Source organism: Hymenobacter nivis (genome assembly GCF_006439025.1).
GTDB classification, from domain to species: Bacteria; Bacteroidota; Bacteroidia; order Cytophagales; family Hymenobacteraceae; genus Hymenobacter; species Hymenobacter nivis_A.
On record NZ_RCYZ01000003.1, the window covers coordinates 160,232 to 183,200 of the forward strand.

The 22,969-nt window shown below is 65.9% G+C and carries 17 protein-coding genes and 1 tRNA gene; 8 read left to right on the plus strand and 10 right to left on the minus strand.

The window, feature by feature from the left end; translation table 11 throughout:
- Positions 1 to 107: 107 nt before the first annotated feature.
- The gene (locus EAH73_RS08540) at positions 108 to 1,313 is read left to right on the plus strand and encodes an aspartate aminotransferase family protein (protein ID WP_205012983.1); all 1,206 of its coding nucleotides are present in this window, start codon (positions 108 to 110) and stop codon (positions 1,311 to 1,313) included.
- 3 nt (positions 1,314 to 1,316) lie between these two features.
- On the opposite strand, the gene EAH73_RS08545 is transcribed toward EAH73_RS08540, so the two are convergent.
- The 4 genes from EAH73_RS08545 to EAH73_RS08560 all read right to left on the minus strand — a co-directional run bounded on the left by EAH73_RS08545 (position 1,317) and on the right by EAH73_RS08560 (position 6,377).
- Positions 1,317 to 2,054 carry a LytR/AlgR family response regulator transcription factor gene (locus EAH73_RS08545; protein ID WP_140466077.1) on the minus strand — a complete coding sequence of 246 codons (738 nt, stop codon included), beginning with the start codon at positions 2,052 to 2,054 and terminating at the stop codon, positions 1,317 to 1,319.
- A complete protein-coding gene (locus tag EAH73_RS08550) occupies positions 2,033 to 3,160 on the minus strand; it encodes a sensor histidine kinase (RefSeq protein WP_161599484.1) in 1,128 nt (375 codons plus the stop codon). Before EAH73_RS08550 ends, EAH73_RS08545 begins: the two co-directional genes overlap by 22 nt.
- 136 nt (positions 3,161 to 3,296) lie before the next feature.
- Entirely contained in the window at positions 3,297 to 5,732 is a 2,436-nt protein-coding gene (locus EAH73_RS08555; RefSeq protein ID WP_140466079.1) for an outer membrane beta-barrel protein, read from the minus strand.
- Positions 5,733 to 5,930: 198 nt separating this feature from the next.
- Entirely contained in the window at positions 5,931 to 6,377 is a 447-nt protein-coding gene (locus tag EAH73_RS08560) for a TerB family tellurite resistance protein (RefSeq protein WP_140466080.1), read from the minus strand.
- Between the two features lie 233 nt (positions 6,378 to 6,610).
- Between EAH73_RS08560 and pfkA the strand changes: the two genes are divergently transcribed.
- A complete protein-coding gene (gene pfkA, locus EAH73_RS08565; protein ID WP_140466081.1) occupies positions 6,611 to 7,582 on the plus strand; it encodes a 6-phosphofructokinase in 972 nt (323 codons plus the stop codon).
- A 101-nt stretch (positions 7,583 to 7,683) separates the two neighbouring features.
- Here pfkA and miaA read toward each other — a convergent pair whose 3' ends face one another.
- From miaA to EAH73_RS08580, 3 genes are all read right to left on the minus strand, one after another.
- Entirely contained in the window at positions 7,684 to 8,616 is a 933-nt protein-coding gene (miaA, locus tag EAH73_RS08570) for a tRNA (adenosine(37)-N6)-dimethylallyltransferase MiaA (protein WP_240047190.1), read from the minus strand.
- Between the two features lie 165 nt (positions 8,617 to 8,781).
- The gene (locus tag EAH73_RS08575; RefSeq protein WP_140466082.1) at positions 8,782 to 10,470 is read right to left on the minus strand and encodes an amidase; all 1,689 of its coding nucleotides are present in this window, start codon (positions 10,468 to 10,470) and stop codon (positions 8,782 to 8,784) included.
- Between the two features lie 95 nt (positions 10,471 to 10,565).
- Positions 10,566 to 11,783 (minus strand): glycosyltransferase, encoded by a 1,218-nt coding sequence (locus EAH73_RS08580; RefSeq protein WP_140466083.1) that lies wholly within the window; start codon positions 11,781 to 11,783, stop codon positions 10,566 to 10,568.
- A gap of 85 nt (positions 11,784 to 11,868) precedes the next feature.
- Here EAH73_RS08580 and EAH73_RS08585 point away from each other — a divergent pair, with 85 nt between their 5' ends.
- The 4 genes from EAH73_RS08585 to EAH73_RS08600 all read left to right on the plus strand — a co-directional run bounded on the left by EAH73_RS08585 (position 11,869) and on the right by EAH73_RS08600 (position 18,756).
- Positions 11,869 to 15,666, plus strand: coding sequence for a PAS domain S-box protein (locus tag EAH73_RS08585; protein ID WP_140466084.1), 3,798 nt, complete (start codon positions 11,869 to 11,871; stop codon positions 15,664 to 15,666).
- Positions 15,667 to 15,710: 44 nt separating this feature from the next.
- Positions 15,711 to 16,097, plus strand: a complete 387-nt coding sequence (locus tag EAH73_RS08590; RefSeq protein WP_068233985.1) for a response regulator — start codon at positions 15,711 to 15,713, stop codon at positions 16,095 to 16,097.
- 206 nt (positions 16,098 to 16,303) lie between these two features.
- A complete protein-coding gene (locus EAH73_RS08595; RefSeq protein ID WP_140466085.1) occupies positions 16,304 to 17,071 on the plus strand; it encodes an MBL fold metallo-hydrolase in 768 nt (255 codons plus the stop codon).
- Positions 17,072 to 17,085: 14 nt separating this feature from the next.
- Positions 17,086 to 18,756, plus strand: a complete 1,671-nt coding sequence (locus EAH73_RS08600) for an NFACT RNA binding domain-containing protein (RefSeq protein WP_140466086.1) — start codon at positions 17,086 to 17,088, stop codon at positions 18,754 to 18,756.
- A gap of 52 nt (positions 18,757 to 18,808) precedes the next feature.
- Here the strand turns inward: EAH73_RS08600 and EAH73_RS08605 are convergent.
- A tRNA-Leu gene (locus EAH73_RS08605) sits at positions 18,809 to 18,890 on the minus strand.
- 196 nt (positions 18,891 to 19,086) lie between these two features.
- Here EAH73_RS08605 and EAH73_RS08610 point away from each other — a divergent pair.
- Positions 19,087 to 19,560 carry a low affinity iron permease family protein gene (locus tag EAH73_RS08610; RefSeq protein WP_140466087.1) on the plus strand — a complete coding sequence of 158 codons (474 nt, stop codon included), beginning with the start codon at positions 19,087 to 19,089 and terminating at the stop codon, positions 19,558 to 19,560.
- 51 nt (positions 19,561 to 19,611) lie between these two features.
- Here EAH73_RS08610 and EAH73_RS08615 read toward each other — a convergent pair whose 3' ends face one another.
- On the minus strand, positions 19,612 to 20,277 hold the full coding sequence (locus EAH73_RS08615; protein ID WP_140466088.1) for a Dps family protein: 666 nt from the start codon (positions 20,275 to 20,277) through the stop codon (positions 19,612 to 19,614).
- A gap of 189 nt (positions 20,278 to 20,466) precedes the next feature.
- Here EAH73_RS08615 and EAH73_RS08620 point away from each other — a divergent pair, with 189 nt between their 5' ends.
- Positions 20,467 to 21,000, plus strand: a complete 534-nt coding sequence (locus EAH73_RS08620) for an MOSC domain-containing protein (protein ID WP_140466089.1) — start codon at positions 20,467 to 20,469, stop codon at positions 20,998 to 21,000.
- Between the two features lie 76 nt (positions 21,001 to 21,076).
- On the opposite strand, the gene EAH73_RS08625 is transcribed toward EAH73_RS08620, so the two are convergent.
- On the minus strand, positions 21,077 to 22,477 hold the full coding sequence (locus EAH73_RS08625) for an RtcB family protein (RefSeq protein WP_140466090.1): 1,401 nt from the start codon (positions 22,475 to 22,477) through the stop codon (positions 21,077 to 21,079).
- Between the last annotated feature and the right edge of the window lie 492 nt (positions 22,478 to 22,969).

Consider the following 22,969-nt stretch of genomic DNA (forward strand, 5'->3'; position numbering starts at 1 on the left):
GGCGGTTACCATGTTTCGCCGCGGCAACGGCGCGGCGCCCGTTACGCATTTTGCCCGGCGCGGGGCCCCTAAATCTTCGCGCCGGCTCGTTAAATCCTGCTTTCTCTGTGGTCCTCACTCCCCGCCAGCTTTTCCTGAAACACCAGGCCCAAACCTCCGATTTTCCGCTGCTGCTAGAAATTGAGCGGGCTGAAGGCGTGTACATGTACACGCCCGAAGGCCGCCCGATCCTCGACCTGATTTCGGGCATCGGCGTGAGCAACGTGGGCCACCGCCACCCGCGGGTGCTGGCCGCCATCCACGCCCAGCTCGACAAGTACCTGCACCTGATGGTGTACGGCGAGCTGGTGCAGGCCGTGCCCGCCCAGCTGGCCGAGGCCCTGCACCAAACCCTGCCCGTGCACCTCGACTCGGTATACTTCACTAACTCGGGCGCCGAGGCCATCGAGGGGGCCCTGAAGCTGGCCAAGCGCCACACCGGCCGCACCGAATTGGTGTCGTGCATGAACGCCTACCACGGCTCCACGCACGGGGCCCTGTCCATCACCGGCTCCGAAAGCTTCAAGAACAGCTACCGCCCGCTGCTGCCCAACGTGCGCCACATCCGCCACAACGACTTCGCTGACTTGGCCCTGATTACCGAGCGAACGGCGGCCGTGGTCATCGAAACGGTGCAGGGCGAGGCCGGCGTGCGCCTGCCCCTGCCCTACTACCTGCCGGCCCTGCGCCGCCGCTGCCGCGAGGTGGGGGCCCTGCTTATCCTCGACGAAATCCAGTGCGGCTACGGGCGCACGGGCACCATGTGGGCCTTCGAGCAGCACGGCATCGAGCCCGACATCTTGGTGTGTGCCAAGGGCATGGGCGGCGGCATGCCCATCGGGGCGTTCATTTCCACCACGGAAATCATGAGCGGCTTCAAGACCAACCCCATCCTGGGGCACTGCACCACCTTTGGGGGCCACCCGGTGAGCTGCGCGGCGGCCCTGGCCACGCTCCAGGTCATGCAGGACGAAAACCTGGCCGCCGGCGTGGCCGAAAAAGCAGCCCGGTTCAGGGTGCAGCTGCGGCACCCGGCCATCCGGGCGGTGCGCGGCAGCGGCCTGCTGATGGCGGTGGAATTTGACTCGTTCGACGTGCTCAAGCCCATCATCGACAGGGCCCTGGCGCACGAAAGCATCCTCACCGACTGGTTCCTGTTCTGCGACAACTCGCTGCGCCTAGCCCCGCCCCTGGTCATCACCGACGCCGAAATTGACGCCGCTTGCGCCGGCCTGCTGCGGGCCATTGAGTTTGTGGCGGGGGCCGCGGCGTAGGCCCTACAGCACGCCTTTGTCGGTCATTTGGCGGATGGTTTCGCGGTAGTTGATGCCTACGGGGACTTCCATGCCGTTCACGATTTCGATGGTGTTGCCGTGGATGGCCTTGATGGCGGCTTTCTGCACGAGGTACGAGCGGTTCACGCGCAGGAAATCAGCGGCGTCGAGCAGTTCCGCCATCTTGGTCATGGTCATGTGCGCGACGACGACTTCAGCTTTCGTGTAAATTTTGAGGTAGTCCTTCATGCCTTCCACGAACAGCACGTCGTCGACGGACACGCGCAGGAACTTCTTGTTTTCCTTGATGAGCAGCATGCGCTGGCGCTCGGCCGGGGGCCCCGGCGGCGGCTCGGGGGCCCCGGCGGGCGCTAGCTGCTGGCGCGCCTTGCCAATGGCCCGCGCAAACCGCTCGAAGGTGATGGGCTTGAGCAGAAAATCCACCGCGTCGTACTCAAAGCCCTGCACGGCGTACTCGGAGTAGGCGGTGGTGAAGATGACGGCCGGCCGCCAGCGCGTGAACGTGTTGAGGAACTCCAAGCCGTTCATTTCCGGCATGTTCACGTCGAGCAGCACCAAGTCGGGCCGCAGCGCCTCCACCCGGGCCAGGGCCTCCACGGCGTTGTCGAAGGTGGCCAGCAGCGCCACGAAGCCGAGGCGGCCGAGGTACTTCTGGAGCAGCTCCTGGGCCAGGGGCTCGTCGTCGATGATGACGCAGGTCAGCCGTTGTGCGGGGGCCATAGGCGGAGCAGGATGTCGAATTGGGTGGCGGTGTGGCTGGTTTGCAGCGAGTAGGCACCGGGGTACAGGAGGTCGAGCCGGCGGCGGGTGTTGCGGGTGCCGATGCCCTCGCGGACGTCGGCGCCCGCCTGCACCGGCCGGGCGTTGGCCACCGCGAAGCAGAACGTGCCCAGCTCGTCACGGTAGGCGCGGATGCGCACCCAGGCATCGTGGCGCAATTTATCCACGCCGTGCTTCACGGCATTTTCTACGAAGTTGATGAGCAGCAGCGGCGGGATGCGCTGGGGCCCCAAATCGGGCGCAATTTCCAGCTCCACTTCCAACCGCCGCCGGTGCCGAATCTGCTGGATTTCGATGTAGTTCTGGATGAAGGCCAGCTCCTTGGCTACGTCCACTTCGGTGGTGGCGGCGTCGTACAGCGCGTAGCGCATCATGTCGGAGAGCGACACGATGATGAATGCGGCGGTCTTGTCCTTGTCCTCAATCAGCGAGTACACGCTGTTCAGGGTATTAAACAGAAAGTGCGGGTTGATTTGCGCCCGCAGGAATTCCAGCTCCAGCTTCAGGTTGTCTTTTTCGAGGGCAATGGCCTTGATACGCGACCGAGCAGCCCAGCGCCCCAGCTTGATAATGACGGGAATGAACAAGCCAATGTTCAGTTGCAGGAAGTGCAGGTAAAAGGCATTCCTGTCGTACAAAAATGTCCAGGGGCCCTTTACAGAAATGCCTTTTACGATGTTATGAAAATAGGTCGGCAGCTTCGGTACGGTGTCGTTGATGTAGTTGTACAAGTAATAGGAAACCAGGTCATAGCTCACTATGGTGAGGCACCACGCGGTTGCTACCAGCAGCAGTTTCAGCAGCGGGGAGTACGCGCGGTGGAGGACGTACATCGTGGCGTAAAACGCCCCGGCGATGACCCCCCATTTGCTTAGGGCAATAAGCACTGTGCTGCGGGGGTGCTCGTCGCCGGTAAACCACCGGCTTTGGTAGAAATAAAGGCAGTACAGCGCCGCCCAGAAGGCAACGTGCAACAGCACCGTCGCGCGCCGGCTGGTATTAATGCCCAACAGGATATTTGCAAAACCCGCCGATGTTTTCGACATAGAGAAAGGACTAACGGGAGGCCCGGCCTGTTGCTGGCCGCGGCTATTCGCCGGCAAAGCAACGCCCTGAGCGCGGTACGCGGCTCCCGCTAAAGTACTCCCGTTTGCCCCGGGGGCCCCGGCTAGGGCCCCGGGCTCAATTGATGCGGCCTTCTTCATCGCCCGATACGTTGCGGTTTTTGTTGGCGGCCTTCACCTTCTGGTTGCCCAGTTGGTAGGTGAGCGTGGCCACGAAGTAGTTGGAATCCCAGCGGTAGGTGCTGTTGGTGCGCAGGTTAGCGAACTCGGTGCGCGTGACGGAGCGGGCCGAGCGGAAGATGTCGCTGTAGGTGACGCGCAGGGCGAGGCGGTCGTCGAGGAACTTCTTTTGGGCCCCCAGGTAGGCCGAGGCCTGGCCGCGGGCCTGCGCCACGCCCCGGGGCATGGGGCTCTGGAAGTAGCCCGACGCGCTGAGCACCCAGCCGCCCTTTACGGCGAAATCGTTGGCGATGCTGTACACGCCGCCGACGCCCTGCACGGTGCGCGGCGCGTTGGCCACCGAATTCAGGAAGAACGTGGCGTAGCTGACGTTCAGGGCGTTGGTAATCGTCCACCACTTCCAGGGCGAGTAGGGGGCGGTTACGGTCAGCGTCCACTCGCGCTGGCGGTCCAGGTTTTCGGCCCGCGACTGCGTGACGAGCGAGCCGGGGCCCGTGCGCTGCGTCACCCACGAAATCACGTCCGTGGTTTGTGAGTAGCCCAAGGCAAACACGTAGGCGCTGCGGGCGGTGTAGGTGAAGTCGAGGGCGTGCGCGTACTCGGGGCGCAAAAACGGGTTGCCCTGCGAGTAGGTGTACACGTCCTGGAAGTAGATAAACGGGTTGAGGCTCTGGTAGCTGGGCCGCTGGATGCGGCGGCCGTAGGCCAAGCTCACGAAGTCGTTTTTGCCCACCGCCCGGCTCACCAGCGCCGACGGGAAGAGGCTGGTGTAGTGCCGCGCGTTTTGCTGGCCGGTGGTGCGCAGCTCGCCCAGCGAGTTCGTGTTTTCGAGCCGCAGCCCAAACCGGTAGTCGAGCCCGTAGCGCTTGCCGGCGAAGGTGGCGTAGGCCGCCGACACGTTTTCGCGGTACGTGAAGTAATTGGTGCGGCCCGCGTCGTTTTGCCACTCGCCGGTTTGCAGCAGCTCGTAGCGGGCGTCGTTTTCCGAGGCCACGTAGCTGTGCTTGGCGCCCAGCCCGAGGGTGCCGCCGCCCAGCCGCCGCTCGTAGTCCACCTGCCCGGCCACGATGCGGATGCCCGTGGGCAGGTAGTTGCGCAGCTGCAGGCCGCGGTCCGGCACGGGGCCCTGGGCGGTATAAAAAGTGTTGGTAATCTGGTTTTCGCCCGCCGATTGGTAGCGCGAAACATCCAAGTCGGCGGTGAGCGTGCTGGCCGAATCCAAGGTTTGCTTGAGCCCCAGGTTGCCCGAGAACTGGGTGGAATTATAGGCGGTGTTGGTTTGGCTGTCGAGCGTGGAATCGGCGGGGGCCCCGGGGCCGCGCAGCAGCTGGGTGGCGGCGCTGGTGACGCTGGTGCGGTCGGTGCGCAGGCCGCGCAGGTACAGGTTGAGGGCGGTGCGGGGCCCCACTTGCCAGTCGAGGCCGGCCTTCACGTTGTGCGCCAGCTGGCGGGTGGGCGTGGCCGAGGTCAGCAAGTGGGTGGCCGTCACGTCGGCGCCGGGGCCCCCGAGGTAGTCAATCTGCGACTCGTCGCTCACCCGGGTTTGGCGGCCGGCCAGGTTGTAGCCGCCGTACAGGGCCAGGGCCCCGGCCTTGTGGTTGAGGGAAAGGCCGGCGGTTTGGCGGCTGTTGGTGGTGCCGCCCGCGCCCAGCGTCAGGCTGCCCTTGGTGCCGTTCTGGAGGCTTTTTTTGGTGACGATGTTCACCACGCCGCCGGGGCCCTCGGCGTCGTACTTGGCGCCGGGGCTGGTAATCAGCTCCACCTTTTGCAGCTCCTGGCTGGGCATGCCCTTGAGGAACACGGCCAAATCGGCGGCCGACATGTAGGTGCGCTTGCCGTCCACCACCACCAGCGTGCCCTTACCGTTCAGCGACACCGTTTCCGTGCGCGGGTCCACGTACACGCCGGGCGCGCGGGCCAGCACCTCCAGGGCGGTGTAGCCGGCGGCGAGCGGCGTGCTGGCCACGTCCATCACCAAGCGGTCGGGCAGCTGGGTGATGCGTGGGCGCAGGGCCGTCACCTGCACCTCGCCCAGCTGCTGGGGCGCCGGGCGCAGCACCAGCTGCACGGGCGCCGGCGGGGCCCCGGCGGCCACCGCCAGCCGCTGCGTGCCGGGCAGCCAGCCCACAAACGAGGCCCGCAGCCGGTAGGGCCCCGGCGCCACGCCGCGCAGCACAAAGGCGCCAGCGGCGTCGGCCACGGTGGCCTGCACGCCGCTCGAATCTTGGGCGCTGAGCAGCACCACGGTGGCAAATTCCACGGGCTGCCGGGCGGCGTTTAGCACGGTGCCGCGCACGTCCACGCCCTGGGCCCAGCCCACGGCAGCAGTTTTCCACAGAATAAAAAAGAGGAGCGTAGAGATTCGAAGCCGCATAACGTCGCTGAATAGGTTCGCAGCGAAGTACCGGGGCCCCGGGGCCGGGCCGAAATTTTTTCGACCAGCTCGCGCCGGCTGTAGACGTACTCGACGGCGGGGGCCCCTTGATGCGGGGGGCTGGGCACAAAAAAGCCCGGTTTGCGCGGGCCGTTTAGGGCCCCGGCGCAAACCGGGCACTGCCAACCAGGCCGGTGCTTATTTAGCGGGCAAGTCGTTGTAGTTCAAGAACTGCAGGCTCTCTTCCTTGATGCGGTCTTCGGGCAGCCCGTCCTTCACGCCCTGCGAGATTTTGCGCACCAGCACCCCCACAATGGCCTTGCGGAAGCCCAGCTTCTCGGCCATCCCAATGCAGAAATCCATCTCGTTCTCGTCCACCACGCCGTCGGAGAGCATCATGTCCACAAGGTCAAAAATCTGGTCAAATCGCTCCGAATCGGTGGTGGGCAGGTCGGACACGCCGTTGGTGTTGCCGGCCACAATTTTGCGCACGTCGGAGGCGCCCATCCCGTTTTTCTTGCCCACCGTGATGATGAAACTCATCTCGCGGTCGTCGATGTGGCCGTCGGCTTTGGCCAAGGCCGCGAGGTTGCAGAGGTGGCCTTTGATTTTTTTGGCCTGCTCATTTTCGAAAAAACCGAACATGGGACGATAAATTAAGGGTAGGACGCGGGTGGGAAGCGAGTTTTGGCAGTTGCCGACGGTAAGTTACAGGAATTTACCGAATTTTTATATCTCTTTTGGCAAAATACCGGCGGCCAGGGCCCCTGGGCCGGACGGGGTTGCTAACGGCAAAAAGCTAGGTTTGTTCCGCTGAAACGCGCACCTTTGCGCGGTTTGCACTGAAAAAGGGGCGAAACAGGATTTTTCGAATTATTATGAAGCGAATCGGAGTTTTTACCAGCGGTGGCGACTCGCCGGGCATGAACGCGTGCATCCGCGCGGTGGTGCGCACGGCCACCTATCACGGCATTGAGGTATACGGCATCATGCGCGGCTACTCGGGCATGATGCGGGGCGAATTTGTGAAGTTGGACTCGGCCTCCGTATCGAACACCGTGCAGAAAGGCGGCACCATCCTCAAGTCGGCCCGCAGCCACTCGTTCCGCACCAAGGAAGGCCGCCAACAGGCATTCGATCAGCTTGTTAACAACGGCATTGAGGGCCTGGTGGCCATCGGCGGCAACGGCACCTTCACCGGAGCCATGGTCTTCGAGCAGGAGTTCGGCATTCCCACGGTGGGGGCCCCGGGCACCATCGACAACGACCTCTACGGCACGGACTACACCATCGGCTACGATACGGCCGTGAACACGGCCCTGGAGTGCGTGGACAAAATCCGCGACACGGCCGACTCGCACGACCGCTGCTTTTTCATCGAGGTGATGGGCCGCGACTCGGGCTACATTGCCATTCCGTGCGCCATCGGCGGCGGGGCCGAAATCGTGATGGTGCCCGAAACGCAGATGAGCGTGGAGGCCGCCATCGAAACGCTGCGCAGCGGCTGGCAGCGCCACAAAACCTCGTTCATCGTCATCGTGGCCGAGGGCGACGTGGAGGGCAACGCCCACCACGTGGCGGCCCACGTCAAGGCCGCCATCCCGCAGCTCGACACCCGCGTGACCGTCATCGGCCACATCCAGCGCGGGGGCTCCCCCACCGCCGCCGACCGCCTGCTGGGCTCGCAAATCGGCATCGCCGCCGTTGAGGGCCTCATGAACGGCATGAAGAACGTGATGGCCGGCATCATCGACCGCAAGCTGGTCTACACGCCGTTCATCGACACCATCAGCAAGAAAAAGCCCATCAACCAGAGCTTCATGCGCATGGTGGAGATTTTGAGCGTGTAGGTTTTATAGGGGAAGAGGGTGTGGGGGTAGGAGGGTAAGAGTTGCGCAACAAGCGAAAAACTCCTACCCTCCTACCCCCACACCCTCTTCCCCTATAAAACCTACCCCAGCTCCACCCACTGGTAGGCCGCGTCGCGGCGCAGCCACGTGAGCTGGCGCTTGGCGTAGCGGCGGGTGTTGCGCTGGAGCAGGCGCACGGCCTCGTCCCAGTCGTATTCGCCGTCGAGGAAGCCGAAGATTTCCTGGTAGCCCACGGTTTGCAGGGCGGGGCGGGCGCGCTGGGGCAGCAGGCCAGTTACCTCGGCTAGCAGGCCGTCGGCCAGCATGTTGTCCACGCGCTGGTTGATGCGCTCGTAGAGCACGTTCCGTTCGCGGGTGAGGGCTACTTTGACGACCCGGAAGGGCCGGGCGGCGTCGCGGGCGGCCGTGTCGTGGGTATGGTAGCTGGAGAAAGGGCGGCCCGTGCCGCGGGTAATTTCCAGGGCCCTGAGCACGCGCTGGGGGTTTTGCGGGTCGATGCGGGCGTGGGCCACGGGGTCGGTGGCGGCCAGCTCGGCCACCAGGGGCCCCAGGCCGTGGGCCCCCAGCTCGGCTTGCAGCTGGGCGCGCACCTCGGGCAGCACGCCGGGCAGCTCATCGAGGCCATCGGTCACAGCTTGCACGTACAGCCCCGAGCCGCCGGTGAGGATGACCACGGGGTGCGTTTGGAACAGCGCGTCGAGCGTGGCCAGCGCATCGGCGGCAAACCGGCCGGCGCTGTATTCTTCGGCAACGCTATGGCTGTCAACAAAATGATGCGGCACGCCGTCCATCTCGGCCGGCGTGGGCTTGGCCGTGCCGATGCTCATCTCGCGGAAAAACTGGCGCGAGTCGGCCGACACGATTTCGGTGCCGAAGTGCTGGGCCAGGCGCACGCACAGGGCCGTTTTGCCCACCGCCGTGGGCCCGGCCACCACCAGCAGCACCGGGCGCGCATCATCGGCCCGGGGCCCCAATTGGGCCAGAATATCGGCGGGCAGTAAGTCAGTTAGCAATGAACAGGTGGCAAGGAGTAAGTAACAATGAGACAGTCATGCAGCGCGCAGCGACGCATCTTCCTAGCGGTAACAATCAGGATTAGTAACGCGAAATAGATGCTTCGCTGCGCGCTGCATGACGGTCTAGTGGTTCCCCACTTGTACAAAGAAACTGCTCACCGCTCACTGAAAAAGCGGCGGGTGCTGCTCATCGAAGGCGGTGGCGTCTTGGTAGGCCTTGGCCAGGGCCAGCAGCTTGGCCTCGCCGTAGAGCTGGCCGGTGAAGGTGATGGTGGCCGGTAAGCCGTTGGGCCGCATGCCGTTGGGCACCACCACGGCCGGGTGCCCGGTGAGGTTGGTGATGACCAGGCTAGGGCTATTGAACGAGGGCCCCACGTAGGCGTCGAGGCCCCGCAGGCGCTTGTCCACGTCCTCGATGAGCACGCGGCGGGCGCGCTGGGCCTGGATATATTCCACGGCCGGCACGAAGCGGGCGGCCCGGAACGTGGTGGGCCAGGCGTTGCGGCCCTGGTTCACCATGAGCGCGTCGCGGCCCGAGCGGGTGAGGTCGTCGAAGGCCGCCGCGCCCTCGGCGCTGAGCAGGAAGGTGAGCTCGCCGCCGGGCAGGTTGTGCAGGTCGAGGGGCACCAGCTCCACGCCCAGCTTGCGCAGCGCGTCGAGGGTGGCCTGGTCGGTGCCTTTGGAGGGGTACGTTCCATCAAAATCAGCCTTGAGGTAGCCCACGCGCAGCTTTTTCACGTCGGTGTCGAAGGCGCAGCGGAAGTCGGCGGCGGCGCGGGGGCGCAGCAGCGTGGCCACGTCGCGCGGGTCTTCGCCCTGAATGGCCCGGAACACCAGGGCGCAGTCTTCGGCCGAGCGGGCCAGGGGCCCCACTTTGTCCATGCTCCAGCTCAGGGCCATGGCCCCGGCGCGGCTCACCTGCCCGAAGGTGGGGCGCAGGCCGGTGGTGCCGCAGGCCGTGCTCGGGCTCACGATGGAGCCCAGCGTTTCGGTGCCCAGCGCGAACGGCACCAGCCCCGCCGCCACAGCAGAAGCCGAGCCCGCCGACGACCCGCTGGAGCCCTGCTTAATGTCCCACGGCGAGCGGGTGCGGCCCCCGAACCACACGTCGCCCATCGCCAGCTCACCCAGCGTGAACTTGGCCACCAGCACGGCCCCGGCGTCGCGCAGGCGCGTCACCACGGCGGCGTCTTCGTCCAACGTTTGGTCTTTGTAAGGCACCGAGCCCCAAGTGGTTTTGTAGGTTTTGGTACTGAATAAGTCCTTTACGCCGAAGGGCACGCCGTGCAGGGGCCCCCGGTAGCGCCCGGCCCTTATTTCAGCATCAGCGGCGCGCGCCTGCTGCATGGCCAGCTCCTCGGTGAGCGTGACGACGCACAGCAGCTGCGGCGAATATTTGCGCAGCCGCGCCAGGAAAAATTCCGTCAGCTCGACCGACGATACTTGCTTGGTGCGTAGCAACTCGCCCAGTTGCCGCACGGTGTAAAAGGCCAAGTCGTAGCGGTTGGCGGGCATTTTCACTTTGCCGATGGGGGCCATCCGGTCGGGACCCAGCTTGCCAGCCGGGGCGGCTAGGCGCAGGCGCAGCGGCACGGGGTCAAACACTAGGGCGGGGGCCACGGTATTGGGCAGCGCAATTTTGCGTAGCTCGTCGTAGCTACTGCGGTTGCGCCCGATGGGGCCCCGGGCCGAATCCAGCTGGGCATCGGTGAAGTGCAGCCCCAGCAGTTCCTGGGCGGCGCGCAGCAGCGGCACGGTCACGGGCTCGGCGGCGGTGGGGCGGGCCACCAGGGCCCCCGCGCCGAAGCCGGCGGCGCCCAGCAGCAAGGCGGGCAGTAGTTTTTTCAGCATATAAAATCGGCGGCAAGTGCTACGAGCAAAGCTAGCGGAGTTTGCCGGTCGCGCGGAATGCAGCGCGGTCTATAGCGCGGACTACAAAGTCCGCGCTACAGGCCGGGGCCCCTGAACAGGTCGGCGTACAGCGCCAGCAGCACTTTTTCTTCGTGGGCCCAGCTGAGGTGCGGGGCAGCGCGGCGGCAATTGGCGGCCAGCTGCCGGGCGCGGGCGGCGTCGCCGCCGGGCAGCAGGCGGTTGAGGGCCGCGGCCAGGGCCCCGGGCTCAAGGTCGGGCACGAGCTCGGCCACGTCGTGGGCCTCGTTCAGGGCCTGGTACTCAGGGAAGTCGATGAGCACCTGCGGGATGCCGGCGTGCACGTAGTCGAAGAACTTGTTGGCCAGCGAGTAATAGTAGCTTAGGCCCCGGTTTTCGAGCAGCATCACCCCCACCGCTGCCCGGGCCGTGACGGCCCGCAGCGCCTCGGGCCGCACGTAGCCCCGGAACTCCACCTGCCCCGAGGCCAGTAGCCCCAGGCGCTGGGCCCGGGCCCGCAGCGCGGCCGAGCAGTCGCCCTCGCCGCACAGCACCAAGCGGCCGCGCACCCGCGGCATGGCGTCGAGCAGGGCCTCTAGGCCGCGGCCCACGTTCAGCACGCCCTGGTAGAGCACGTAGCCGCCGGGGCCCCCGGCTTCCTCGGTTTCTGCGGGGGCCCTAGTTTCTGCGGGGGCCCCGGGGCCGGGCGCGACGGCCGCCGGGGGCCCCGGGCGGCTGGCGTTGCGCACCACGGCAAACGGCCGGCCGTGGCGCTCCTCAAACACCCGCGCCAGGGCGGGGCCCACGGTGTAGGCCAGCCGGGCACGGGGCACCACGAAGCCCTCCACCCAGCGCCAGGCCCGCTGCACGGCGGGCCGGCCCACCACTTCGGGCGTTTCCGTAAACAGCTCGTGGGCGTCGTACACCAGCGGCTGGCCGCCCAGGCGGGCGCGCAGCCACACGGGCAGCGCCGTGTCGAGGTCCACGGCGCACCAGGCGTCGGCGCGCCGGCCCAGCAGGTACAGCAGCAGGCGCAGGTTGTATTCGAGGTAAAACAGCTTGCCCGCCTGAAACCAGCCGCGCAGGCGGTGCTGGCGGTAGCTTTGGGCCGGCAGGGGCCCCGAGGCGGGCCGCGCCCAGCCTACCAATTCTACTTGGTATCCAGCATTTTGCAAGCTACTACAGATGCGCTGCATGCGCTGGTCGTGCACCAAATCGGTGGTGGCGGCGAAGAGCAGCCGGGGCCCGCCGGGGGGCCGCGGTGGCGGCAGCTGCTTTTTTGCCGGCGGCATCATATTTTTAGTAGTAATTTAGCCAAACTTACGCCTGGGCGGATTGTGCCGCCCAGGGCCCTATTTCTATTGCTATTCGTTCGTGTCTATGTCGCCTTCCCACACGGTTCAGCCGCCCACGCCCGTTGTTCCCCCGTTGCCCGCGCTGTTTGACCAGCTCGGGCAATCGTACGTGCTGGCCGACCGGCAGGGGCTGGTAGTGGACGTGAACACGACCTTTCTGGCCCTTACCGGCTACGAGCGGGCGCAGGTGCTGGGGCGCTCGTTCTACCGCCTGTTTGTGCCGCCCAGCGAGCGCGCCGCCCGCGAGCAGGCCCACCACGAGTACCTGGAGCGCGAGCGCCTCGACGACAGCCTGGAGTGCGCCGTGCTCACCCGCGCCGGCTACGTGCGCGTGCTGCGCTGGCAGGGCGGCTTCGCCCGCGACGGGGGCGGCCACGTGACGGGCTTGTGGCTGGCGGGCCAGGAAATTGCCGACCGCAGCGCCCCGCCGCCCGTGCTCTCCAGCCACGAGGGCTCGCACTTGCAGGAGTTTCTCGACAACGCCCAGGACCTAGTGATGCACCTGAGCGCCGACAACAACTTGCTCTTCGTGAACAAGGCCTGGAAGGAAAAGCTCGGCTACACCGACGCCGACCTGGCCCACCGCTCCCTCACCGACGTGGTGCACCCCTACTACAAGGCCAAGCTGCTCTATCAGCTGCGCAACTTGTACGAAGGCGAGCCGGTAAACAAGATCGAAACCGTGTTCCTGACCAGCACCGGCAAGCCGGTGCACCTGATTGGTAGCCTCAGCGCCGTGCGCGAGCCCGGCCAGCCGGTGAGCGGCCACGCCATCCTGCACGACATCACCGACCGCATCAAGGCCGAGCGCCTGCAGAAGGTGTACTACAGCATCGCCAACCTGGCCATCAGCGCCAAGGACTTGGCCGCCCTCTACGGGGCCATCCACCGCGAGCTGAGCAAGATCATCGAAACCAGCAACCTGTTCATTGCCCTCTGCGACGACGCCCGCACCGAGCTGCAGTTTGCGTATTACGTGGACCAGCACCCCCAGCCCCGGGCCCACGCCCCGCGCCCGTTCTCGTCGGGCCTCTCGGAGTATGTCATTCGCGGCGGGCAGCCGCGCTACATCACCCGGGCCGAGATGCAGCAGCTGGTGCAAAACGGCACCATCACGGCCTTCGGGCTGATGCCGGAGGTGATGCTGGCCTCGCCGCTGAGCGTGGGCGAGCGCATCATCGGGGTGCTGGCCGTGCAGGACTACCACCGCCCCGATGCCTACGCGCCCGGCGACCTCGACGTGCTCCACTTCATCTCGAACCAGGTGGCGCTGGCCATCGAGCGCAAGCGCAACGAGGAGCAGATCCAGCGCCAGAACGCGCGCCTGAACGCCATTTTTGAGAGCGGCTCGCACTTGATGTGGACCGTGGACGGGCGCGGCCGCTTGGCCTCGTTCAACCGCAACTACGGGGCCTACTTCCTGCGCCGCAACGGGGCCCCCGCCACCCGCGGCCTCGACCTGCGCGTGGCCGACCTGGCCCGCATGGACGACGAGCCGCGCTCGACCTTCATGCAGTACTACCAGCTGGCCGAAACCGGGCAGCCCCAGCGCTTTGAGGTGCGCCTGCGCGACCTGCGCGGCCGCGACCTTTGGATTGAGGTGCACCTGAACCCGATTTACCTCGGCGACGGCTCGTTCGAGGAGATTTCGGCCATCGCCCACGACATCACCGAGCAGAAGCGGGCCCAGTTGGCCCTGGAGGCCCAGGAGGAGAAGTTCCGCTCCATCTTCGAGTCGTTCCAGGACGTGTACTACCGCACCGACGAGGCGGGGCTGCTCACCATCGTCAGCCCGTCGGTGCGCGAGGTGCTGGGCTACGAGCCCCACGAGGTGCTGGGCCGCCCGGTGCGCGACTTCTACTACGAAGCCTCCACCACCGACCGCCTGGCCAGCCTGGTGGAGCACACCGGCAACCTGCGCAACTTCGAAACCGCCATGCGCCACCGCGCCGGCCATCCGGTGAGTGTGCTCATCAACGCCCGCCAGGCCGTGCAGGGGGCCCCCGGCAGCGAGGGCATTGCCCGCGACGTAACCGAGCTGCACCAGATGCAGGACGACCTGCGCTTGGCCAAAGACACGGCCGAGGCCGCCCTGGAGGCCAAAACGCAGTTCCTGGCCAACATGAGCCACGAGCTGCGCACGCCCATGAACGGCATCATCGGCATGATTGACCTGCTGAACCAGACGGTGAACACCGACGAGCAGCGCGAGTACGTGGACACGCTGCGCAAGAGCAGCGACGCGCTGCTCACCATCCTCAACGACATCCTGGACCTGAGCAAGATCCAGGCCGGCAAGATGCGCCTGCAGGAAGGGGCCCTGGAGCTGAAGTCCGTGCTCGAGCGCATCCGTTCGCTGTTCCTGTACCGGGCCGAGCAGAAGCGCCTGATTTTCACCTACCACATCACGCCCCACACGCCGCGCTTCATCGTGACGGACGAGGTGCGCCTGTTGCAAATCCTTTCGAACCTGGTGGCCAACGCCCTCAAGTTCACCAACGAGGGCACGGTGAGCGTGGTGGTGTCGTCGGTGGCCACCGACGGCGATTACCACACGGTGCGCTTCGCGGTGCAGGACTCGGGCATCGGCATTTCGCCCGACGACGCCTCGCGCCTGTTCACCAACTTCACCCAGCTCGACACCACCTCCAGCAAAACCTACGGCGGCACGGGCCTGGGCCTGGCCATCAGCCGGCAGCTGGCCGAGCTGCTGGGTGGCGAAATCGGCGTGTTTTCCGACACCGGCCAGGGTAGCGTGTTCTGGTTCACCATCCGCTGCCGCCAGGCCGAGTTTGAGGACCTGCCCGTGGCACTGCCCGACGCCGAGGGCCCCGTGCAGACGTTCCTCACCCCGCCCCATATCCTGCTCGTCGACGACAACCCCATCAACCAGAAAGTGGGCCAGCGCCTGCTCTACAAGCTGGGCTGCGTGGTGGACGTGGCCACCGACGGCCCCGACGCCATTGCCCAGGCCACGGCGCTGGGGGCCAATTACGACCTGATTTTCATGGACATCCAGATGCCCGACATGGACGGCATCACGGCCACCCGCGAAATTCGGGAGCGCCTGGGCACCGGCTGCCCGCCCGTGGTGGCCATGACGGCCTACTCGATGCAGGAAGACGCCAGCCGCTTCATGCGCCAGGGCATGGACGACTACGTGGGCAAGCCCGTGAAAACCCAGCGCCTGAACGAGGTGCTGCACCGCTGGGTGCGCCCCCGCCCGGCCCGCCGCCCCCGCGCCGCCGCCGGGGCCCCCGAGCCCCTGGCCCTGCCGCCCGCCCCGGAAGCCACCGCATCCGTAGCAGCTCCTGGGGCTCTTATCGCAGCAGCGCCCGTGGCCACAGCAGCCCCAGTGGTTGAGGCGGCGCCTTTAGAGGCACCCGTCGCCGCTCCAGTGGCGGTGGTAGCCCCTGTGGTGGCGGCAGCCGCTACGCCCCCCGCTCCGCCGGAGCCGGTGCTCGACTTGGCGGTGCTGCACCAGCTCCAGGAACTGGGGGGCCCCGAGTTTGCCACCGACCTGTACCGCGAGTTTGAGGAGGAGGCCCGGCAGCTGGTGGCCGATGCCGCCCCGCTGGCCGAAGCGGCCTCGGCAGCCAACGGCACAGCGCTGCTCTCGCCCCTGCACCAGCTCAAGGGCACGGCCGCCACGGTGGGCGCGGTGGCCCTCGCGGCGCAGGCCCGGACGCTCGAAATCCAACTCAAGGAGGACCCCGCCGCCGACGTGAAAGATAATTTTCTCGTGTTACAGCATTACTTTGTAGCGTTTGCGGAAGCTTACGTGTCGGCACTGGCCCTGGCCGCCGACGCCGACGCCGCTTAACGACGCCTTGGTTTTTGTTTTTCACCCCCTTTGCCCCGCCTGCCATGCCCCCCGAAACCAGCACGAAAACTGTGCTCATCGCCGAAGACAGCTCCGTTATTCTCAACCTAACCCGCAAAATATTAGAGCTACAAAAATACAAAATTGTGCTGGCCCGCAACGGCGGCGAAGTCATTAAGCAGCTGGAAGCCAACCCGGTAGACTGCGTACTGATGGACATCAACATTCCTGTGATGGACGGCATGGAGTGCACCCGCGTCATCCGCCGCCACCCCAACCCGGCCATCAACCAACTGCCGGTCATCGCCATCACCGGCAACGCCAACAACTACTCCATGGAGCAGTTCCGCGAGGCCGGCGTGACCGACTACTTGCCCAAGCCGCTGGATTTCGACGCCCTGGTGCGGGTGGTGAAACAGTACGTGAGCTAGTATTTTATAGTATAAATTTTGAATTATAAATTATAAATAAACGGATACGCCGCTTTCGTTATTATCAGGGCGAAATGCAACTACCCGTTTATTTATAATTTATTAATTCGAAACCAATAGTTGCGAACCGTAGGGCCCCGGCGCTGCTGGGCTGCCCGGCCGGGGGCCCCGCAGCGCCCAAGCAAGGGCCCCTAATTTCCTGCGTAGTGACCATCACTTTTCTCGGCACCGGCACGTCGTCGGGCGTGCCCATCATTGGCTGCACGTGCCCGGTGTGCCGCTCGCTCGACCACCGCGACCAGCGCCTGCGCACGGCCGTGCACATAGCCGTAGACGGCCGCAGCCTGGTGGTGGACACGGGCCCCGACTTCCGGCAGCAGATGCTGCGCGCCCGCATCACGCAGCTCGACGCGCTGCTGTTCACCCACGAGCACAAAGACCACACGGCGGGCCTCGACGACATTCGGGCCTTCAACTTCCGGCAGCAGCAGGAAATTCCGGTGCACGGCGAGCCCCGCGTGCTCGAGCAGCTAAAGAAGGAATTTGCCTACGTGTTCGCCGAAAACAAGTATCCCGGCGTGCCCCAGGTCAGCCTCCACCCCATCCTGGCCGACGACGCGCCGTTTGACGTGCGCGGCGTGGCCGTGCAGCCCCTGCGCGCCCGCCACCACAAGCTGCCCGTGCTGGGCTTCCGCATCGGCGGCTTCTGCTACCTCACCGACGCCAACCACCTGCCCGCCGAAACCCGGGCCCTGATGCAGGGCGCCGACGTGATTGTGCTGAACGCACTGCGGCGCGAGCAGCACGTGTCGCACTTCACCCTGGCCGAGGCCGTTGAAATTTTGGAAGAGCTGCGACCTAAGCGCGCCTACCTCACCCACATCAGCCACCAGCTGGGCCGCCACCTAGCCGTCGAAGCCGAGCTGCCCGCCTGGATTCGGCTGGCCTACGATGGCCTGCAAGTGACGGTGTAGGGCCCCCGCGCACCATGCACACCAACTACTACTTCCTGCGCCAGCTGGCCCCGGCCCTCACGGCGCAGCTGCGGGGCTACCGGGTGGCCAGCTGCTTTTCGCAAGAAAAGGACGAGCTGGTGATTGGGCTGACCGATGGCGCGCGTGAATTCTGGCTGAAGGCCCAGCTCGGGGCCACCTTTCCGGCCCTGGCCCTGCCCGAAACCTTCCAGCGGGCCCGCGCCAACTCGGTCGATTTGTTTCCGGAGCTACTGGGTGAGCTGGTCGAAACCGTGGCCGCCTGGCCCCAGGACCGGGTGCTGCAAGTCAACTTCCGCAGCGGGGCCCGGCTGGTGTTCAAGCTCTACGGCCCGCGCCCGAACGCCATTTTCCGCTCCTCCCCCGACGCCCCGGCCCAACTGTTTCAGCAGCGCCTGCTGGCCGATGCCGACCTGCGCCCGGGGCCCGCGCCGGGGGCCCCGGCGGCCGCGCCAGGCGCCCCAGCGCCTAGCACCGCCCTAGGGCCCCCGGCTGATGGCTCGCCCACGTCATCCTCGAAATCCGACCCATCCGATAAATCCGTGGTTCAGACAAAGGCCAAGCTGCCGCCGGCCTTGGCCGACCTGCCGGCCCGCTACCTGCGTGCCCATGGCTACGATGCGGCCCCGCCGGACGCCCAGATGCGCCTAGTGAACCAGGTGCTGGCGCAGCTCGAAACCCCGGCCCACTACTACCTCATCCGGCTCGACGGGCGCACGCGGCTGAGCTTGCTGCCGCTGGGCGAAATCCTGGACACGCTGCCCGGCGCCGACCCCGTGGGGGCCCTGCGGCGCTTCGTGCCCATGGCGCTGTCCCGCCGCGCCCTTGAAGCCGAAACCAAGCAGGTGCGCCAGGCCCTCACGCGCCGCGCCGACGAGGCTACTACTGGCGCGGCCCACGCCCGCCAGCGCCTGCACGCCCTGGCCCACGAAGCCGGCTACCGCCACGCCGCCGACCTCATCATGGCGCACTTGCACGAGATTCCGGCCGGCGCGGCCGAGGTCGAGCTGCTGGATTATTACACCAACCAGCCGCGCCTCGTCAAGCTAAAAACCGGCGAGAAGCCCCAGCGCACCGCCGAAAACCTTTACCGCAAGGCCAAAAACCAGCAAATTGAGGAGCGCCAGCTCAGCCAGCGCATCGAGCGGCGCGAAACGGAGGCCCTGGGGGCCCTGGAGCGGCTGGAAGAGCTGGACACCCAGCCCGCGCTGGCCGAGCTGCGCGCCTTTCGCGCCTGGCGCAAGCAGCACGGCCTGGAGCCCGCCGCGGCCGCCGGCAAGGGACCCACCGAGCTGCCCTTCAAGGTGTTTGAGGACCGGGGCTTCACGATCCTGGTGGGCCGCAACGCCGCCAATAACGACCTGCTCACCCAGAAATACACCCACAAAGACGACTACTGGTTGCACGCCAAGGACGTAAGCGGCTCGCACGTGGTGGTGCGCCACCGCGCCGGCCAGCCCGTGCCCGCCCCCGTGCTGGAGCACGCCGCCCAGCTGGCCGCCTGGTACTCGCGCCGCCAAAACGACTCGCTGTGCCCGGTTACCGTTACGCCCAAGAAATTCGTGCGCAAGCCCAAAGGGGCCCGGCCCGGCCAGGTTATTGTGGAGCGCGAGCAGGTGCTGCTGGTGGTGCCCGCCAACCCGTTTGAGGGGCAAGAGCGGGAATAGGGCCCCAATGGGCATAAAAAAAGCCCGCTTTGCAGCGGGCTTTTTTGTTCAGTGCGCGCGGGGAGATTCGAACTCCCACACCCGAAGGCACCACCCCCTCAAGATGGCGTGTCTACCAGTTTCACCACGTGCGCAAACTTGGGGCACTGAACCGGGCAACTTCGGCCGAAACCGACTCCGCTGAGGCGGCGAAGCGGGTGCAAAGATAGGCTGCCGAACCGGCCCCCGCAACGGGGGGCGGCTTTTTTTGCGAATACCGGGGCCCTACTTCACCTTTTGCGCAGCAAAAGTTTACCATCTTCGTTGCTTTCTACGCTCATTTACTGCGGCATGGCTACCGGTGCTTCTTCTGCCAAAACCAATTCTTTTTTTGGCCGCCTGGCCGAAAGCATCACCCGGTTCTCGGGTTCGACGGCCGCATTCATCGGTTCGGCGGGCGTGGTGCTGCTGTGGGCGGCCACGGGCCCCCTGTTCAAATACTCCGAGACCTGGCAGTTGGTCATCAACACAGGCACCACCATCGTCACATTTTTGATGGTATTTCTCATCCAGCGGGCCCAGAACAAGGATTCTCTGGTGCTACACCTCAAGCTCAACGAGCTGATTGCGGCCACCCAGGGCGCCAGCAACCGCATGATCAACGCCCAAGACTTGTCGGAGGAGGAGATTCGGGTGCTCCACCAGTTCTTCTGCTTGCTGGCCGAAAAAGCAAAGCAAGACACCGACCTCGGCCAAACCCACTCGGTGGAGGAGGCGGAGGACAACCACGAGGAAAAGCTGGCCGCCCTGCGCGACGGCAAATAAAAAAGGCGGCCCCCGATACCGGGGGCCGCCTTTTTATAGGGTTGCAGCAGCTTACTTGGCGTGCACCAGGGGCGAGTCCACTACGTGCTCCGATACGAACCATACTTGCAGCTCGTTGGCGCGCATCACGTCGCTCACGGCCAAGTCGTTGGTGCCATCGTCGCCCGACTCGTCGGCTTTTTTAGCAATTTCGTGGCACTCCTGGAGGATAATCTGGTGGGCCTCCAGCAGACGCGAAATCTGCACGGGGGCCTCCTCGCGGTCGCGCGGGGGGCGCGGAATGAGGGTATTTTCGGCCACGTCGGCGGCCATAGCGAAGGCCACGCCGCCCAAAATCTGGATGCGCTCGGCGATGGTGTCCACCAGCTCCGACTGCTCCTCGTAGTGCTTGTCAAACAGCAAGTGCAGCTGGTAGAACGTGGGGCCCGTCACCTGCCAGTGGCTTTTCTTATATAGGTCGCGCAGCGACATGGTATCAACCAGCAACTGGTTCAGCATCTGCACACTTTCCAGGCGCACGTTATCGGCCAGGCCGATGGGCAGGCGCTGGCTCACGGTGCCAAACTTCTGGGTCGGGGCCGGGGCGTTGATCTGCTGGTTGAGGACGGGCTGTACGTTCACGGCCTTGTTGGGCAGGTTGGCAACGGCTACCGAGGTGGTTACGTTTTTGGCAGCTTTTTTAGGAGCGGCGTCTTTGGTTTTGGCAGGAACGGCCATAAAACAAGGGATTTAAAAGATTTTTTAGGGAGAAAGGCTGTTGTAAACGGCCTGCTTAGCATACGTAAGGGCCGGGCCGGGGTTAAGGCCGCGGGTATATTTGTGTGGTTTTGCAGGCCGGCTTTTTTAGGGCCCCGGGGGCCCCCGCGGCCTGGGCGTACTTTTCCTCTTTTCTGGTTTCCTAGCTCCATGCCTTTTCCCTTCTTCGGCGACGATAAATCGACCGTGGCGCGCCTGCTCGCCACCCTGCCCCAAACCGGCCGCCTCGCCTGGATTGGCCAGCGCCCGGCCCGCCGCCAGCCCCTGCTGAGCGTGCCCGAAGCCGAGGTCATTACTGATGCCCACCTGGCCGGCGACCACGCCCGCCCCAAGGCCGGCGGCAAGCGCCAAATCACCCTCATCCAGGCCGAGCACTTGCCCGCGGTGGCCGGCTACCTGGGCCTGCCGGGGCCCCTCGACCCCGCCCGCCTGCGCCGCAACCTGGTGGTGAGCGGCCTCAACCTGCTGGCCCTCAAAGGCCGCCAAATCCAAATCGGCGACGAGGTGCTGCTCGACATCACCGGCGAGTGCCACCCCTGCTCGCGCATGGAGGAGGAACTGGGCCCCGGCGGCTACAACGCCATGCGCGGCCACGGCGGCCTCACGGCGCACATTGCCCGCGGCGGCACCATCCGCGTGGGTGATGCCGTGCGGGTAGTAGCGGCCGAGCCGGCGGCGGAGTAGCAGGCTTGAATACCAACGAAACAGGGCCCCGGACGCATTGCGCGCCGGGGCCCTGTTTCATTATTAACGGCGCAAACTATGCGCCGTCCATGCGCACAATTTTGGGCGTGAAGGAGCCAAGCACGTCCACCAACTCGCGCTGGCTGGCCATCACTTGGTGGATGTCCTTGTAGGCCATGGGGGCTTCGTCGAGGCCGCCGCCGTGCAGGGTTACGCCGTGCGCGGCCAGGTGCTGGCGCACCTGGGCTTCGCCCAGCTCAGCCTTGGCGCGGGTGCGCGACATCAGCCGGCCGGCCCCGTGCGAGGCCGAGGCCAGCGAGGCCGCCGCGCCCCGCCCCCGCACGATGAAGCCGGGGGCCGTCATCGAGCCGGGGATGATGCCGAGTACGCCCGCCCCGGCCGGCGTGGCGCCCTTGCGGTGCACCACAGCGGCGCGGCCATCGGCCAGGGTTTCCCGCCAGGCGAAATTGTGGTGGTTTTCTACTTTCGCCAACGGCTTTTCGCCTAGGGCTTTGGCTATGCGCCGGTGAATCTGGTCGTGGCACGCCGAGGCGTAGTCGCCGGCCAGGTTCATGGCGGCCCAGTATTCCTGGCCAGTTTCGGTGCCGAGGCCCAGCCAGGCGAGGTGCTTGGCTTCGGCAGGCAGCATGCACTGCTCCATGGCCAGGGCCGTGTAGTGGTTGGCGATGCCCGCGCCCAGGCCCCGCGAGCCGGAGTGCGAGAGCAGGCCCACGTACTGGCCCGGGGGCAAACCGAGGTCGTTGGCCGGGTCGGTAATCTCAACGATGCCGAACTCCACGAAGTGGTTGCCCGAACCCGAAGTACCGAGCTGCTCGGCGGCTTTGTCGAGCTTGTTTTTCAGGAACGGCACGGCCCGGAAGGTGTCGTCGGCCAGCACGGCGTGGTCGAGGCGCTGGCCCCGCTCCCAGGACCGGCCCGAGCCGAAGCGGGTGTTATCCAGCAAGAGCTTGCCCATTTCCTGGGTGCGCTGGGCGAGGTACTTGGCCGGCAGGTCGAACACCGACAGCGCCATCCGGCAGCCAATGTCCACGCCCACGGCGTAGGGAATCACGGCGTTATCAGTGGCCAGCACACCGCCGATGGGCAGGCCGTAGCCGTGGTGGGCGTCGGGCATGAGGGCCCCAGCGAGCGTCACGGGCAGCTTCATGGCCGTTTCCATCTGGTGGATGGCCCCGGCCTCGATGTGCTCGGCCCCGAAGGTGGCGTAGGGCTTGCGCTCGGCCAGGGCGATGTGGCGCGAGGGGGCCGGCAGCAGCGCCGCGGCGGTGTGGCTCCAGGCCAGGTCGGCAAGGAAAGCGGGAGGATCGGCCAGCACCCGGCCGAGCAGGGCCAGCTGCTCGGCTTGGGTAAGGCGCTTGTGCTCTTTGCGTTGGAGCTGCGCCAGCGCTAGGCCAATGGCGCGGCCCTCGGGAAACCCGAGCTGCCGCAGGTCGTTGCCGCGTAATTGAGAAGCCATAAAAGGGGTGTTGCACGCGCAGCGGGCCGCGTTGATTGGGGGCCCCGGCGTTGGTAAAGGATCGGTTTTTTTAGCCGCGACGGGCCGGGCCACGGGGGCCGCCCCCGCAATTAGGGGCGGCCGCGCAGCCGCCGGCACCGGCCCGTTGTGGCTACTAACGTTTCCGGATTGGGGCCGCAGCCGGCAGAAGCCGCACCCACGCCGGGTTTGGAGCGGGGGCTGGCCCGGCTGCGGCACCCACCCAGAAACAAGTAACAGTCAGCCTTCTCCGAAATCCAGGGCAGCGGGCCGCTGGTGCGCATTTCCTCCCACGGCCAGGGCCAGGGGGCGGGGCTTATACCCAAGGCGCGGCCGGAGCAGCGCCGGAAATTACCAGCAAAATAGGCCCGCTTACGGCACCTGAACCAAACGGAGTTGGCCGATTTGGGACGGTCCACCGCAGTGAGGCCGCCCCGGTCGGCGACTACGCCAAAATGCGCAGCCGTCTTTCCA

Bases quoted from the DNA above. Each gene is read 5' to 3' on its own strand.
- EAH73_RS08580 (WP_140466083.1), bottom strand. From the start codon at position 11,783: ATGATGCCGCCGGCAAAAAAGCAGCTGCCGCCACCGCGGCCCCCCGGC.
- EAH73_RS08550 (WP_161599484.1), bottom strand. From the start codon at position 3,160: ATGTCGAAAACATCGGCGGGTTTTGCAAATATCCTGTTGGGCATTAAT.
- EAH73_RS08625 (WP_140466090.1), bottom strand. From the start codon at position 22,477: ATGGCTTCTCAATTACGCGGCAACGACCTGCGGCAGCTCGGGTTTCCC.
- EAH73_RS08575 (WP_140466082.1), bottom strand. From the start codon at position 10,470: ATGCTGAAAAAACTACTGCCCGCCTTGCTGCTGGGCGCCGCCGGCTTC.
- pfkA (WP_140466081.1), top strand. From the start codon at position 6,611: ATGAAGCGAATCGGAGTTTTTACCAGCGGTGGCGACTCGCCGGGCATG.
- EAH73_RS08610 (WP_140466087.1), top strand. From the start codon at position 19,087: ATGGCTACCGGTGCTTCTTCTGCCAAAACCAATTCTTTTTTTGGCCGC.
- EAH73_RS08560 (WP_140466080.1), bottom strand. From the start codon at position 6,377: ATGTTCGGTTTTTTCGAAAATGAGCAGGCCAAAAAAATCAAAGGCCAC.
- EAH73_RS08555 (WP_140466079.1), bottom strand. From the start codon at position 5,732: ATGCGGCTTCGAATCTCTACGCTCCTCTTTTTTATTCTGTGGAAAACT.
- EAH73_RS08615 (WP_140466088.1), bottom strand. From the start codon at position 20,277: ATGGCCGTTCCTGCCAAAACCAAAGACGCCGCTCCTAAAAAAGCTGCC.
- EAH73_RS08545 (WP_140466077.1), bottom strand. From the start codon at position 2,054: ATGGCCCCCGCACAACGGCTGACCTGCGTCATCATCGACGACGAGCCC.
- EAH73_RS08590 (WP_068233985.1), top strand. From the start codon at position 15,711: ATGCCCCCCGAAACCAGCACGAAAACTGTGCTCATCGCCGAAGACAGC.
- EAH73_RS08585 (WP_140466084.1), top strand. From the start codon at position 11,869: ATGTCGCCTTCCCACACGGTTCAGCCGCCCACGCCCGTTGTTCCCCCG.
- EAH73_RS08600 (WP_140466086.1), top strand. From the start codon at position 17,086: ATGCACACCAACTACTACTTCCTGCGCCAGCTGGCCCCGGCCCTCACG.
- EAH73_RS08620 (WP_140466089.1), top strand. From the start codon at position 20,467: ATGCCTTTTCCCTTCTTCGGCGACGATAAATCGACCGTGGCGCGCCTG.